General features: G+C 37.2%; 15 protein-coding genes. 11 read left to right on the top strand and 4 right to left on the bottom strand.

All coding sequences use genetic code 11. The features are described from left to right. Positions 1-208: transposase (locus OOZ15_RS17860; protein WP_265957810.1), on the bottom strand; the 208-nt coding region annotated here is incomplete at its 3' end. 197 nt (positions 209-405) lie between these two features. Here OOZ15_RS17860 and OOZ15_RS17855 point away from each other — a divergent pair. After that, complete coding sequence (locus tag OOZ15_RS17855) at positions 406-2,565, top strand: TonB-dependent receptor (protein WP_265957809.1); 2,160 nt, start codon at positions 406-408, stop codon at positions 2,563-2,565. Between the two features lie 120 nt (positions 2,566-2,685). Further along, positions 2,686-3,324, top strand: a complete 639-nt coding sequence (locus OOZ15_RS17850) for a tetratricopeptide repeat protein (protein ID WP_265957808.1) — start codon at positions 2,686-2,688, stop codon at positions 3,322-3,324. A gap of 83 nt (positions 3,325-3,407) precedes the next feature. Here OOZ15_RS17850 and OOZ15_RS17845 read toward each other — a convergent pair whose 3' ends face one another. Beyond that, entirely contained in the window at positions 3,408-4,955 is a 1,548-nt protein-coding gene (locus OOZ15_RS17845; RefSeq protein ID WP_265957807.1) for a ribonuclease E/G, read from the bottom strand. 355 nt (positions 4,956-5,310) lie between these two features. Next, positions 5,311-5,631 carry an HU family DNA-binding protein gene (locus OOZ15_RS17840; RefSeq protein WP_265957813.1) on the bottom strand — a complete coding sequence of 107 codons (321 nt, stop codon included), beginning with the start codon at positions 5,629-5,631 and terminating at the stop codon, positions 5,311-5,313. A 103-nt stretch (positions 5,632-5,734) separates the two neighbouring features. Between OOZ15_RS17840 and mutY the strand changes: the two genes are divergently transcribed. The 4 genes from mutY (at position 5,735) to gldD (ending at position 9,254) form a co-directional block, all read left to right on the top strand. Further along, positions 5,735-6,772 (top strand): A/G-specific adenine glycosylase, encoded by a 1,038-nt coding sequence (mutY, locus tag OOZ15_RS17835; RefSeq protein WP_265957812.1) that lies wholly within the window; start codon positions 5,735-5,737, stop codon positions 6,770-6,772. A 115-nt stretch (positions 6,773-6,887) separates the two neighbouring features. Further along, positions 6,888-7,355 (top strand): single-stranded DNA-binding protein, encoded by a 468-nt coding sequence (locus OOZ15_RS17830; protein WP_265957806.1) that lies wholly within the window; start codon positions 6,888-6,890, stop codon positions 7,353-7,355. Positions 7,356-7,380: 25 nt separating this feature from the next. Further along, a complete protein-coding gene (locus OOZ15_RS17825; RefSeq protein ID WP_265957805.1) occupies positions 7,381-8,700 on the top strand; it encodes a gliding motility-associated protein GldE in 1,320 nt (439 codons plus the stop codon). Continuing rightward, a complete protein-coding gene (gene gldD, locus OOZ15_RS17820; protein ID WP_265957804.1) occupies positions 8,697-9,254 on the top strand; it encodes a gliding motility lipoprotein GldD in 558 nt (185 codons plus the stop codon). The genes OOZ15_RS17825 and gldD overlap by 4 nt, the downstream gene beginning before the upstream one ends. Before the next feature lie 19 nt (positions 9,255-9,273). Here the strand turns inward: gldD and OOZ15_RS17815 are convergent, their stop codons facing one another. Continuing rightward, the gene (locus OOZ15_RS17815) at positions 9,274-9,696 is read right to left on the bottom strand and encodes a hypothetical protein (RefSeq protein ID WP_265957803.1); all 423 of its coding nucleotides are present in this window, start codon (positions 9,694-9,696) and stop codon (positions 9,274-9,276) included. A gap of 91 nt (positions 9,697-9,787) precedes the next feature. Here OOZ15_RS17815 and OOZ15_RS17810 point away from each other — a divergent pair, with 91 nt between their 5' ends. The 5 genes from OOZ15_RS17810 to OOZ15_RS17790 all read left to right on the top strand — a co-directional run bounded on the left by OOZ15_RS17810 (position 9,788) and on the right by OOZ15_RS17790 (position 14,255). After that, the gene (locus OOZ15_RS17810; RefSeq protein WP_265957802.1) at positions 9,788-10,672 is read left to right on the top strand and encodes a DMT family transporter; all 885 of its coding nucleotides are present in this window, start codon (positions 9,788-9,790) and stop codon (positions 10,670-10,672) included. A 134-nt stretch (positions 10,673-10,806) separates the two neighbouring features. Continuing rightward, complete coding sequence (locus OOZ15_RS17805) at positions 10,807-11,268, top strand: DUF4199 domain-containing protein (protein ID WP_265957801.1); 462 nt, start codon at positions 10,807-10,809, stop codon at positions 11,266-11,268. Between the two features lie 116 nt (positions 11,269-11,384). Further along, a complete protein-coding gene (gene rplU / locus OOZ15_RS17800; protein WP_265957800.1) occupies positions 11,385-12,146 on the top strand; it encodes a 50S ribosomal protein L21 in 762 nt (253 codons plus the stop codon). Between the two features lie 70 nt (positions 12,147-12,216). After that, positions 12,217-12,477, top strand: a complete 261-nt coding sequence (gene rpmA / locus OOZ15_RS17795; RefSeq protein ID WP_265957799.1) for a 50S ribosomal protein L27 — start codon at positions 12,217-12,219, stop codon at positions 12,475-12,477. Between the two features lie 176 nt (positions 12,478-12,653). After that, positions 12,654-14,255: a tetratricopeptide repeat protein gene (locus OOZ15_RS17790; RefSeq protein WP_265957798.1), complete on the top strand. Its 1,602-nt coding sequence runs from the start codon at positions 12,654-12,656 to the stop codon at positions 14,253-14,255. Positions 14,256-14,297: the final 42 nt, after the last annotated feature.

Below are 14,297 nucleotides of genomic sequence, written 5' to 3'. Positions count from 1 at the left end.
GGTGGTAAACAGTCTGCCAACTTGGTATATCCCCTTCAAAAAGGGATTTTACCGGTAAAAACCCCCACTGTACGCCGGTCTTTAACTTGTAAAGGATAGCATTGATGATTTCCTCTACCGAAAATTTGCTTGGAAAGCCTCTTTTACCCGTGGGGAGGTAAGGGGCAACTTCCGATTTTATGGTATCTTTGTCAAGTACTAAGTACATAAAGGGTTGGTTTTTGATATTTTTATGTTTGGAAACACAAATATCTTCAACCCTTTTTTATTCTTCAAAAAAGTTTAAATCACTTCTTAATCTAAAATTACACAATTCATCCGTATTGTTCTACAATTCGGTAACACACTTTATAAAACTTCAGGGTTGATTTAGACTTTTACATCAACAAACTAAATCGACCAACAATGAAAAAAACAATAATCACATTAATCTTTTTAGGGCTCTTGTCCAGTTCCATTACGGCCCAAACCACAATCTCGGGGCTTATAACCGACCAAAAAGGAATCGCTATTTCGGGTGCCAATGTCTATTTGGATGGCACTTATGACGGAGCCACAACAGATGCTAATGGGGAGTTCAATTTTAAAACCGAAGAAAAAGGGAGCCAAACATTAATCGTTTCCTTTATTTCTTTTGAAACCTACACACTGACCTCAGATATACTCACAATGACCGATCTCCAAATTAAGCTGAAAGAAGAAATCAACGAGCTTACAGGTGTTGTGTTGAGTGCGGGAACTTTTGAAGCCGGGGATAACAGCAAAGTATCGGTCTTAAAACCACTCGATGTTGTTACCACTGCAAGTGCACTAGGCGATTTTGTCGGTGCCCTTCAAACGCTACCCGGTACCAGTACAGTTGCCGAAGATGGGCGTCTTTTTGTAAGAGGAGGCGAAGCAGAGGAAACCCAGATTTTTATCGATGGTATCCGGGTGTTTACGCCCTTTACACCTACACCAAACAATGTTCCCACCAGAGGGCGGTATTCTCCGTTTTTATTCAAAGGAATTACATTCTCCACCGGAGGGTATTCTGCCGAATATGGGCAAGCCTTGTCAAGCGTGCTCTTACTGAATTCCGTAGACCAGCCCGATCAGGAAAAAACCGATATCAGCATTATGACCCTTGGCGGAGGAGTTGGAAATACGCAAATGTGGGGAGAAAATTCGTTGAGCATCAACGCTTCCTATATCAATTTAGGCCCTTATTTTTCCCTCTTCAAAACCAAAGATACTTGGAACAAAGCACCCCAAGGGGCGTCAGGAGAGGCCATTTATCGATATAAACTGAACAACGGGATGATAAAACTCTATTCAGCTTTTGATATTTCTTCTTTTGATATTGAACAAAACAATATCAATTTTGAAGACCCTGTACGTGTTAAACAAAACAACAACAACTTATATTTTAACGGTTCGTACAAAGGATTCTACAATAACGGATGGTCATTACACACAGGGGCGAGTTATACCCGGGCGAACAATGATATGAAAATCGTTGAAGACGCTATTGATAACGTTGAAAACTCCGCCCACATAAAAGTCAAAGCCAAGAAAAGCTTCAGCAATCGTTTTAAGCTTAACTTCGGAACAGAATATTTCCTTACAGATTTTGATGAAGACTTTAATGCCGAAGATGGATTTACAGCCCGTTCCGGATTTAAAAATAATTTGGCTGCCGCTTATACCGAAACGGATATATTTTTCTCGAATAATTTTGCTGCCAAGGTTGGAATAAGGGGTGAATTTTCAAATCTGTTAGATGAATTTACCTTATCTCCAAGACTCTCAATAGCCTATAAAACCAGTGAAAAAGGTCAGGTTTCATTGGCGTATGGTGATTTCTATCAGCATCCTAATAAGGATATTTTCAAGTACAATTCAGCCATTGAATCGGAAAAGGCATCGCATTACATCCTCAATTACCAATACAATAAAGACGGTCAAACATTCAGGGCTGAAGCATACTATAAAAATTATGACAACCTCCTTAAATACAATACAGAAATGCCACAGTTTGATTCTGATTACAGCAATAGTGGTAGTGGTTATGCAAGCGGATTGGATGTTTTTTGGAGAGATAGTGAATCCATAAAAAACACTGATTATTGGGTAAGCTACTCTTACTTGGATACACAAAGGGATTATAAAAATTATTTGGAGAAAGCAACTCCAAATTTTTCAGCAAAACACAATCTATCCGTTGTAGGCAAATACTGGGTGGATGATTGGAAAAGCCAGATCGGTATAAGCTACACCTTTGCTTCGGGAAGAACGTTTACCAACCCAAATTCCGATGGTTTTTTAAACGATAAAACCAAATCGTATAACAGTCTTAGCTTGAATTGGGCCTATTTAATCAGTCCTCAAAAAATACTTTACTTCTCTGTAAATAATGTTTTAGGCACCAAAAACATTTTTGGCTACGATTATGCAAATACACTCAACAGCAACGGGACGTATAACAGGCAGGCTATAAGACCCAACGCTGACCAATTTTTCTTTATAGGGTTTTTCTGGACCATCAGTGATGATAAGAGCAGTAATCAGTTGGATAATTTATGATGAACCAAAGAAAATTTCAATCCATCCATAAAAAACGACAGTTGGGTCATTCATTTTTAAAAACCGATAGCCTAACCCTGATATTTGAAGTATCAAAAAAACATAAAAACTTTTATACAGATGAAAACAACACTTATTTACCTAATGACAATTGTAATGAGCCTGAATGTCGCTCATGCCCAACAGAACAATTATGAAACTGCAATGCAAAAGGCATTTGAATTGTGGGGTCAGGATAAACCCTTTGAAGCCGCCAATATGTTTGAGCGCATCGCTAAGGCCGAAAACGAAAATTGGTTGCCTCATTATTATGTAGCCCATATTAACATCGTGTACAGTTTTGGCGAAAGAGATAAAGAAAAACTGTCACTTCAATTGGAAAAAGCAAAACAGCAATTGGAAAAAGCAAAACAGATTTCACCTGACAATCCTGAAATAATGGTACTAGAGGCTTTACACAACACCGCTTGGATCGCTTATGATGGTGCCACCTATGGTATGACGCTATCAGCTCCAACTTCTCAAATCTACAAAAAGGCCTCTGAGATAGCCCCTGACAATCCCCGGGTTGTATATTGTAAAGCCGAGTGGGAAATGGGATCAGCTAAATATTTTGGAGAGGATACAAGTCCGTTTTGTAAAGACTTTGAAAAAGCCTTAACTCTATTTGACACCTTTAAAAACGACACTCCCTTTTATCCCAGTTGGGGAAAAGACAGGGCCGAAATATTACTGGCGGAATGCAACAAAACAGAGTGAACAATAAAAAAGTTTAAATAATCAGAATAAGATAAAATTTGAATACAAACAAAAAAACCACGCTTTTTGAGCGTGGTTTTCTTTTATTTTAAGACTTTACCGTTTTTGTCTTTAAAACGGTATTCTAGATATGTGTAAGCATCTCTTGGTAAAATCTTGACCCATTTTTTGTGTTCTAAAAACCATTTAGAACGTACGGATGGAAATCCTTTTGTTAAATATGCTGCAATAAACGGATGTGTATTTAGTACAATCCCGTTTTTACCGCCTTTGTTTTGAATAATGCGTTCAAGATCGGCTGTGATCTTATTTATTAAAACAATGGGGGCTTCAATTTCGCCACCATGGCCGTTTGGATTTTCCTCACGGGTTTTAATATTCATTTCCGGTCTTACGCGCTGTCTTGTAATTTGTATGAGGCCAAACTTGCTAGGAGGGAGGATCTTGTGTTTGGCTCGATCATCTTTCATTTCTTCTCTCAGATGGTTGTATAATTTTCTTCGGTTATCCGAGTTGGACATATCGATAAAATCGACAACAATAATGCCCCCCATATCCCTCAGCCTAAGCTGTCTAGCTACTTCTGAAGCTGCAATAAGGTTGACCTCTAGTGCGGTATCCTCTTGCGATTTGGCTTTGTTTGAACGGTTACCGCTGTTTACATCAATAACATGTAAAGCTTCGGTGTGTTCTATGACCAAATAGGCTCCCTTGCTGGAAGATACGGTTTGTCCAAAAGAAGTTTTGATTTGTCTTTCTATCCCGTATTTTTCAAAAATAGGAACGTTAGACTCATACAATTTCACAATAGATTCCTTTTCAGGTGCAATTTCATGCAAGTAATCTTTAATTTGAAAATAAAGCGTTTCATCATCTACATAAATTCCTGTGAAATCATCGTTGAACACGTCTCTTAAAATGGAGGCGGCCCTGTTCATTTCACTTAAAATTTTTGAAGGATAATGCGCTCTATAAATTTTTTTGCACAACGCTGTCCATTTCTTCAACAGGTTGTTTAGATCTTTGTCTAGTTCGGCGACTTTTTTGCCTTCTGCCACTGTACGTACAATTACACCAAACCCTTTTGGGCGAATGCTCTGTACAAGCCTTTTTAAACGGTCTTTTTCTTCTCTACTTTCTATTTTTTGAGAAACAGAAACACGATCAGAAAAAGGAACCAGGACCAAATATCTTCCGGCTATGGAAAGCTCAGAACTTATTCTGGGTCCTTTGGTTGAAATTGGCTCTTTTACAATTTGTACCAAGATAGACTGATTGGCTTTTAAAACGTTGTTTATAGTGCCATTCTTGTCAATATCTTTTTCAAATGGGAAGTTCTTTAAAGAGAAATCTTTTAATTTACCTGTGCTTACACGTTTAATGAATTTCAGCAAAGAACTGAGTTGCGGCCCCAAATCATGATAATGCAAAAACGCATCTTTTTCATAACCCACATTCACGAATGCGGCATTGAGTCCGGTAACAGGTTTTCTCACTTTGGCAAGCATAATGTCGCCTACAGAGAAATTGCTACTCTCTTCTTCTTTGTGTAATTCAGAAAGTTTTCCATCCTTTAATATGGCAAAATCAACGTCAGAGGAACTAGATCTTACGATTAATTCTTTATTCACTCTGAATGAATTTTTATCTGTTTCGTTTTGGATATGATCCAAAAATGTTACGAAACCGATGGATTAAACAATAAATTTATTTCGCCATAAGCAGATTTTGATCACGGCGAAATAAATTTTTACTACAGGTTTTTTTGAATAAACCCGACGAAATTTTTTCTTTTTACAGAGAAAATCTCTTTTTCAATGAACGTTTTGTATAGAGATACAATATTTTAAAAAAAGGAAAAGTAGATTTGAACTACTTTTTCTTATGACGGTTAGCTCTCCTTCTTTTCTTACGCTTATGCGTAGCTACCTTATGTCTTTTTCTTTTTTTACCACTTGGCATTGACGAATGTTTTTATATTAATACTTATTTTACCTCTACACTTGTTTTAACACCCTCTACAAATACTTTCGCGGGTTTAAATGCTGGAATGTTGTGAGCAGGAATCTTGATTGTAGTGTTTTTGGAAATATTTCTTCCTGTTTTTTCTGCTCTGGTTTTAATGATAAAACTACCAAAACCTCTTAGGTAAACGTTATCACCACCTTCTAATGAGTTTTTTACCTCTTCCATAAAGGATTCCACAGTTGCTTGTACATCTCCTTTTTCCATGCCAAGTTTTTCTGAAATCTTAGCTACAATGTCTGCTTTAGTCATTTTTTTATATTTGTTTACAGTGTTATAAATTTAGGGGTTGCAAATATATAAATTAATTACACAATAAATAAAGTGTAAATAATTAAAATTTAACTATATAAAGCCTTTTTTTCTGAATATGATAAAAAAAGATATGGATTTCAGCAGGGTAGTAAGGGTCTGGTACGATATAAATAAGAGGGATTTGCCGTGGCGTTCTACTAAAGATCCGTATCAAATTTGGTTATCGGAAATCATGCTTCAACAAACCAGGGTAGAGCAAGGTTTGCCTTATTATTTAAAATTTACTGAAAGATTCCCTACGGTTTTCGATCTAGCCAATGCGAGTGAAGAAGAAATTTTAAAACTCTGGCAAGGCTTGGGCTATTATTCCAGGGCAAGGAACCTTCACACTACAGCAAAGAAAGTTGCTTTTGACCTTAACGGAATTTTTCCAGATAATTACAAAGAACTGAAAGAATTAAAAGGGATCGGGGATTATACGGCAAGCGCTATTGCTTCCATCTGTTTTGATCGCCCTACTCCTGTGGTCGATGGAAATGTATACCGGGTCTTTTCGCGCTATTTTGGGATAGATATTCCAATTAATAGTACCAAAGGGATACAATATTTTAAAAAACTAGCGGAACAACTCATCGATGTTGAAAACCCGGGAGAATATAATCAAGCGGTGATGGAGTTTGGAGCGAGACAATGCAAACCCAAATCGCCCAATTGTGATGTGTGCCCACTTCAGCACAGTTGTGTGGCCTATTCGGAAAATAGAATTGTCGAATTGCCCGTAAAACTCAAAAAAGGGAAGGTAAAACAGCGCTATTTTAATTATTTGATAGTGACCGATAATCAAAAAACCCTTCTTCAACAGCGAACTAAGAAAGATATATGGCAAAACCTGTATGAATTCCCGTTGGTAGAATCTTCAGAAGAGATCAATATTGAAAAATTAAAGGAACATCGCGTGTTTTTAGATCTTACAGAAGGGGCTTCTTATGACTTGACCTTGTATAACGAAGAAGCAAAAGTGCATAAATTATCACACCAACACATACATACTCGATTTTGGATTGTAACTTTGCATAAGAAAATGAAAACCGGAATTGAGAGAAAAGATGTGCCGGATTATCCTGTGCCCGTGTTGATCGCTAACTTTGTTGAAGATTTTGGGTTTTAACAAGGACTTGTTTAAATTTTTTCCAATTGGCTAAAAAAATGTCCTTTTTGCCCCATGTTTGGTTATTTTTAATACATTTATATACTATACAATTTAATTATAGAAAAGAAACAAAATGAGTGGAACGTTAAATAAAGTAATGCTGATAGGCCATTTGGGCGATAATGTCAAAATGAATTATTTTGAAGGGGGAAATAGTATTGGGCGTTTCCCACTCGCTACCAACGAAACGTATACCAACAGGCAGACGGGAGAACGTGTGTCCAATACAGAATGGCACAATATCGTGGTGAGAAACAAAGCCGCTGAAGTTTGCGAAAAATATTTGAATAAAGGAGATAAAGTATATGTCGAAGGTCGTATAAAAACCCGCCAATGGCAGGGAGACGACGGCAATATGCGCTACACCACAGAGATACATGTAACCGATTTTACATTCTTGACCAACAAAGGGGAATCTCAAGGGAATTCTCCTGCTCCCTCTCAGGGGAATAGCAGTCAGAATATATCACAGTCAAATCAGAGTCAACCCCAACAGGATTCGCCTTCGAAGGAGGAAGAGGACGACGATTTGCCTTTTTAACCAAGTATAATCAAAATTCAAGCATTTGGACCCTGAGCCCTCGAGTTTATTTTTAATACCATTGTTCATAGAGACCACTTCAGTTATAAAACTGGGAGTTTTGGGTGCCTTATTTATCTGTTCTGCACTTATATCAGGGGCAGAAGTGGCCTTTTTTTCGCTTTCACAAACCGATGTCAATGAGATTGAAGAGGCTAAAACACCGGTGGGAAATATCATTGTGAATCTTTTGAATAAACCGAAGAAATTACTGGCAACTATCTTGGTAGCCAATAATTTTATCAATATTGCCATCGTTTTGCTTTTTAGTTCTTTGGGAACGCTCTTTTTTGGTTCACTAAAAGGTGAGATATTTGGGATCATTGAGATCCGGTTTATTGTTGAAGTGATCGTAGCTACGTTTCTGATCTTGCTGTTCGGAGAGATTCTACCAAAGATCTATGCCAGTAGAAACCGAATGAAATTTGCACACTTTATGGCCTATCCGCTAAGTGTATTGGATACCATATTTTATCCGTTGAGTATGCCAATGCGATCCATTACCTTGTTTTTACATAATAAACTGGGGAAACAGAAGGCTAATATTTCAGTCGATCAATTATCACATGCTTTAGAACTTACTTCAGAAGAAGACACTACTGTAGAAGAGCAAAAAATCTTGCAGGGCATCGTTTCCTTTGGAAATACAGACACCCGTCAAGTGATGCGTCCGCGTATAGATATTTTTGCCTTGAGCGAAGAGATGAAATATCAAGCAGTGGTCAAAGAAATCGTCAAAAACGGATATTCACGTATCCCTGTTTATAAAGATAATATGGATAACGTGACCGGGGTACTTTATGTCAAAGACCTACTTCCGTACTTAGACAGAAAAACCTTGGATTGGGTATCCTTGAAGCGATCGGCTTACTTTGTTCCTGAGAATAAAAAATTGGACGATTTGCTGAAAGAGTTTCAGGAAATGAAAAACCATTTGGCTATTGTGGTCGATGAATACGGAGGAACATCGGGGCTTGTTGCCCTTGAAGATATCATTGAGGAAATTGTAGGGGATATTAGCGACGAATTTGACGATGAGGATCTTGTCTACTCCAAACTGGATGAAAAAAATTATGTTTTTGAAGGCAAAACAGCTTTGAAAGACTTTTACCGGGTTATCGACCTTGAGGACGAAACCCCATTTGAAGAAAAAAAAGGCGAGTCTGAAACCATCGCTGGATTTGTATTGGAAGTGGCTAGGGTTTTCCCAAAAAAAGGGGAGGAAATAATTTTTAATAATATTGCGTTTGTAGTAGAAGCCTTGGACAAAAAACGAATTAAACAAATAAAAATAACACTCCTTTGAAGCGATTAACCCTTGTTTTTTCAGTAATAACAGCAATATTGTGCTCCTTTTGTGGTAACGATCCCATTCCTAAACCCAAAGGAATGCTTCGTTTGGAATATCCTGAAGCAGTTTATAAGAAGTTTGAAGGTTCGTGTCCGTTTTACTTTCATAAAAACGATAATGCGGATGTTCATATAAAAAGTGATTGCTCTATGAATGTGGATTATCCACAGATGAATGCCAGCATGTTTATTACCTACAAAAAAGTTAATAACGATTTGGGAGCGTTGCTTCGCGATGCTCAAAAACTGACATATGAACATGTGGCCAAAGCTGATAATATCCAGGAACAACCCTTTGTCAATGAAGATGATAAAGTTTACGGGATGTTTTATTTGGTCACCGGAAATGCAGCTTCGGCTTCACAGTTTTATGTAACCGACAGCACCCGACATTTTTTAACCGGATCGTTGTATTTTAACTCAAAACCTAATTATGATTCGGTACTTCCTGCTGTAAAATATCTGGAAGAAGATATCAGGAAGATGATGGAAACCATACGTTGGAAATAGTATGGGTTGTGCTATTACATCATTCTTTCTTGCTTAAAAGCTCTTGCGCATTTTTAATACTGCTGTTTATTTGCTCTTTTAGTTTGTTGACCTTGACCTCTTCTTCATCCAGCCATTTTTTCTTTTCTTCTGAAAGTGCTTTGCCTTTTAGGATTTCCTCATGGTCAAATCTATCACCAAAACCTTTCATCCACTCCATCATCGATTTGTGGGCTGCTTGTAGATCTTCTTGAGCCTTTTTATACTTTAATCCTGTTTCTGTGGTGTCTATTTTGGTGTTTAATTCCCCAACCAATTGGGTCAAAGTGTTCATTTTTGGCATCAAACTGTCGTGAACAGCCATGACGGTTTCCATTTTTGAGGAGCTTGCTTCTTTTTTATTTTGTTTGCATGCTATGGTGCTGACAGCAATTGCTATTAAAATGATCAGTATCCGTTTCATCTTTGTTTTTTTGTTCAAGTAGTAAAAATATGCAAAAAAGCCGCTTTTTCTGTTATAAAAAACTCAATTTTGCAGCTTTAAAAATCTACAGATGGGCAATAATCAAAAGAAATGGATTTATCTCGTTGTGCTCTCTTTGGTTTGGGGGAGTTCTTATATCTTGATAAAGAAAGGCTTGGTGGGCTTAACGCCGATACAGTTAGGTGCTGTTCGTATTGTGTTCTCCACTATTTTTTTGTTTCTGATTGGCTTTAAATCCCTTCAGAAAATAAAGAAAACGGAATGGAAATGGGTAGCTGCCTCTGCATTGTGTGGAACATTTATCCCTGTTTTTTTGTTTGCCTATGCCGAAACCGAGATCGACAGCAGTATTGCTTCCATTCTCAACTCCTTGGTTCCGTTGTTTACGATTTTTACCGGGTTTTTGGTGTTCAATATGAATTTCACCAAGAATCAAGTCGTTGGAGTTGTTGTTGGGTTGATAGGTGCTTGTGTTCTTATTCTTCAAGGTGCTCATGTAAATCCAAGACAAAACTACTTTTTTGCACTTTTGGTCGTGGTGGCTGCCTTGTGTTATGCTATGAATGCCAACATTGTCAAATCTAAGTTACAAAATGTTTCGCCTATGGCGATAACGGTTGGGAATTTTGCTGTCATGATAATTCCGGCACTGTTGGTCATGTTGTTTTCAGGAATTTTTAATGAAAATATCACAGACAATGATAGTTTGCAGACATCTTTGATGTATGTAGCAATATTGGCTGTATTTGGAACAGGTTTAGCAAAAATTCTTTTCAATAAACTGATACAAATATCCAATGCAGTGTTTTCTACTTCGGTTACTTATTTAATTCCGGTAGTAGGTATTTTTTGGGGGGTATTGGATGGAGAAAAATTTACGGTTATCCACCTTCTGGCCTCGGGTATTATATTGTTAGGGGTTTATATCGTGAATAGGGATAGAAGGAAAAAATAAGTTTCAAAATGCCCTTTAAAACTATCGCGATGTGATAAAACTTACGCTTAATCAGGGTGAGGTTAACCATTTTTTTGATGTTTTATGTTGATATTTTTCGTATCTTAATTCCATAAATATCAAACATATAGAACATGGATCCACATAAGATACACTTTCGATATGGCCTGTTTATAGCAATCGCGTTGATTGCATATTTTTTAATATTGAAATTAATAGGCTGGCATGAATTTATATGGCTGCGTTTGTTCAACGGACTTATAGTTGCTTATGGATTATATGCCGTAATTAGACTAAGAAGAGTCTTGGAAGGGGATAAATTCAGTTACTACAACGGATTTAAATCGGGTCTGTTTGCCGGGTTTTTAGCAACACTTATATTTGTCGGCTTTATGGCTATCTATATGTATCATATTGATCCAAGTTTCCCTGAAACCATTATGGGATCCTGGATAAAAGATTACAATCAAGGCCCTGGAATTTTAATCTTTATACTTATTATCGAGGGGTTTGCGTCGAGTGTTATTCTTACCTTGGCATTTATGCAAAAATTTAAACCCAGCTGGAACCTGAAAAAAAACGTTCAAAACGCATAAAAACATTTGTTCTTTAATGATTTAGCAGTATATTTGCACCCGCCTACCGGCAGGCAGGCCCGCTTAAATTGAGATTAAGCGAGTATTATATTGGTTAATTTATTAATTATTACGCTATGTACGCAATTGTAGAGATAGCAGGGCAGCAATTTAAAGTTGCGAAAGACCAAAAAGTTTTTGTGCATCGTTTAGCTTCTGAAGAAGGAGAAAAAGTATCTTTTGATAATGTACTTTTATTAGACAATGATGGCAAAGTAACTGTTGGCGCCCCGGCTATAGACGGAGCCGCTGTTGAGGCGAAAGTCGTTAAGCACCTTAAAGGTGATAAAGTTATTGTTTTCAAAAAGAAAAGACGTAAAGGTTACCGTGTTAAAAATGGACATAGGCAATCTTTGACTGAAATCTTAATTGAAAGCATCGTAGCTAAAGGAGCTACAAAGAAGAAAGCAGCTCCCAAGAAAAAAGAAGAGAAGAAAGCAGAGCCGGTAGCTAAGAAAGCTGCTCCTAAGAAAAAAGAGGAGAAAAAAGCAGAACCGGTAGCTAAGAAGGCTGCTCCTAAAAAAGAGGCCGCTCCCAAAAAAGAAGTTAAGCCTAAAAAAGCCGCTGCTAAAAAATCTACTTCTAAAAAAGGAGACGATCTAAAGAAAATCGAAGGAATTGGACCTAAAACCGCTGAAGCATTGACCAATGCAGGAGTTGACACTTTTGCAAAATTGGCCAAAAAATCTGCAGATGAGGTAAAAGAAATTTTATCTGAAGCCAGTTCTACTTTAGCTCACTTAGATCCCGGAACTTGGGCTCAGCAAGCCGATCTTGCCGCCAACGACAAGTGGGATGAGCTTAAAGAATTACAAGATAAACTAGACGGTGGTAAATAATCACCACAGATTTTTAAAATAAAGTATAATAATCTTGATCTTTGTCAAGAGCATTTAAAACCGAAAGAAAATGGCACACAAAAAAGGTGTTGGTAGTTCCAAGAACGGTAGGGAATCAGAATCGAAACGCTTAGGTGTTAAGATTTATGGTGGACAAGCCGCTATTGCAGGAAATATCATCGTAAGACAAAGAGGTACTGCTCATAATCCGGGTGAAAATGTATATATGGGGAAAGACCATACATTACATGCCAAGGTTGACGGTATCGTTAAATTTGAAAAGAAAAGAGGTAATAAATCATACGTTTCAATAGAGCCTTTCGAGGCCTAATGAGCTTATTCTCTTATGATACAAACCCTTCCCGATCCTCAAACCGGGAAGGGTTTTTTTATTGAACTCATTTAATTTAAACTTCCCCCGTCGCTTTAATAAGCTTTTCTTAACTATTCCTTAATTCCTAAGACCCGATTAATAGGTACTTTGAAAAATTTTAAAAGTGCTTTATAATGCAAGAGGTCTTCTCTTTAAAACATACCTTTCTTTTCCTCACTGTCATTTTCCTGTCATGGCAGTCCTTTTCTCAGCAGATTGAACAGCAGGATTCTCTATCACAAGAGATCGATAATGAGTTTTTAAAGCTAAAGCACAATCTTGAAGATGCTTTAAAGCAGGAAAATAATGATATAATAGCACTGCATTACACAGTTTTTGCCGATTTCTACAAAAAAAATGGAGCGGTAAACGAGGCTCTTGCCAATTACAGAAAAGCAATCGAATTACTTCCTGATAGCAAGGATACTACTGTGGTGTATATCCAAATGCGGATGGGAGAGATCCATTTTTCCCTTAAACACATGGAAACGGCGAAAGAATATTTCTATAAAGCCTTGGGGGTGTCAAAAGAAATTGGCTTTACGAAGGGGGAGGCTATGGCAAATAGCAATATAGGAAGCTGTTTTGAAAAAACTTTTGATTATAAAAATGCATTGCGACATCAAAAAGCAGGTTTGCAATTGTTTCAAAAGATCAACGATAGTTTAGGTCTGGCCTTAGCCAATGAAAATATAGGGAGTGTTTATGAGGATCAAATGCAATTTGATTTGGCATATCAATATTTTGAAAAAGCATTTCTGTATGAAAAAACACAGCTTCATTCCGATAGAAAAATAAATATCCTGAACAATCTGGGAGATGCCAACCGAAAAAGTGGAAACTATGAAAAAGCGTTCTTCTATACCGAGGAAGCGAAGCGTTTGGCAGAAGAGAGTAACAATAAACATCAATTGGAGAGTGCTTACAAAGACTTGTCAAGAACCTTCAACCTTATGGGGGATTATGAAAAAGCATATTTGAATCTTTTGGCTTCTGATACCATAAACGAAGAGATGCTTTTGCTGGAGAACATGCGTCAGGTGAATTCACTTCAAGCACTATATGAAGCCAAGGACAAAGAGGCCAAAATCGATCTGCTGACCAAAGAAAATGAAATCAATAAAGCCGAAGAACGATTGATGATCATCATCATTGTTATGCTCTTGCTCCTTGGGATAATTGGCTGGATATATTTCAAAAAGCGCAAAGCACACGAGATAAAACTTCAGCAATACAAACAACAGATTTTGCAGACTGATCTGGAGAAGAAAACCCTCAAAGAAGAAAATATGAAAAGGGAAATCCAGTTGAAGACATCTTCTTTGTCAAAATACAGCCTTCATCTGGCACATAAAAACAAGATATTGTCCAATGTGGCTCATGTGCTGACCAACTTAAAGGACAGAAATCTGATGGATATGAAAAGTAAGCTGAATGAAGTTGTAGGGGAAATTAACCAAAACCTATCTGAAAAACAGGAATGGGAGCAGTTTATGAATTATTTTGAACAGATTCATCCGAGTTTTTTTAAAAACCTTGGAAAAGCGACCCATGATGAATTGTCTGCATCCGAATTGCGTTTATGCATGCTTTTAAAAATCAACCTTTCTTCAAAAGAGATTGCCTCTATCCTACACATTACTCCGGATAGTATCAGAATAGCAAGATATAGGCTCAGAAAAAAATTATCCATAGAGCGTGGTGAAAAATTAACCCGTTTTTTACAAAAGCTTTAGCCAAAAAACTTGTTTTTAAAGTCAATATTAATTCAGTGTTAA

Origin of the sequence: Galbibacter kalidii (genome assembly GCF_026241135.1) — a bacterium.
In the GTDB taxonomy this organism is placed as follows: domain Bacteria; phylum Bacteroidota; class Bacteroidia; order Flavobacteriales; family Flavobacteriaceae; genus Galbibacter.
The sequence above is the reverse complement of the archived record's forward strand: the minus strand, read 5'-3'. Positions and strand labels throughout refer to the sequence as shown.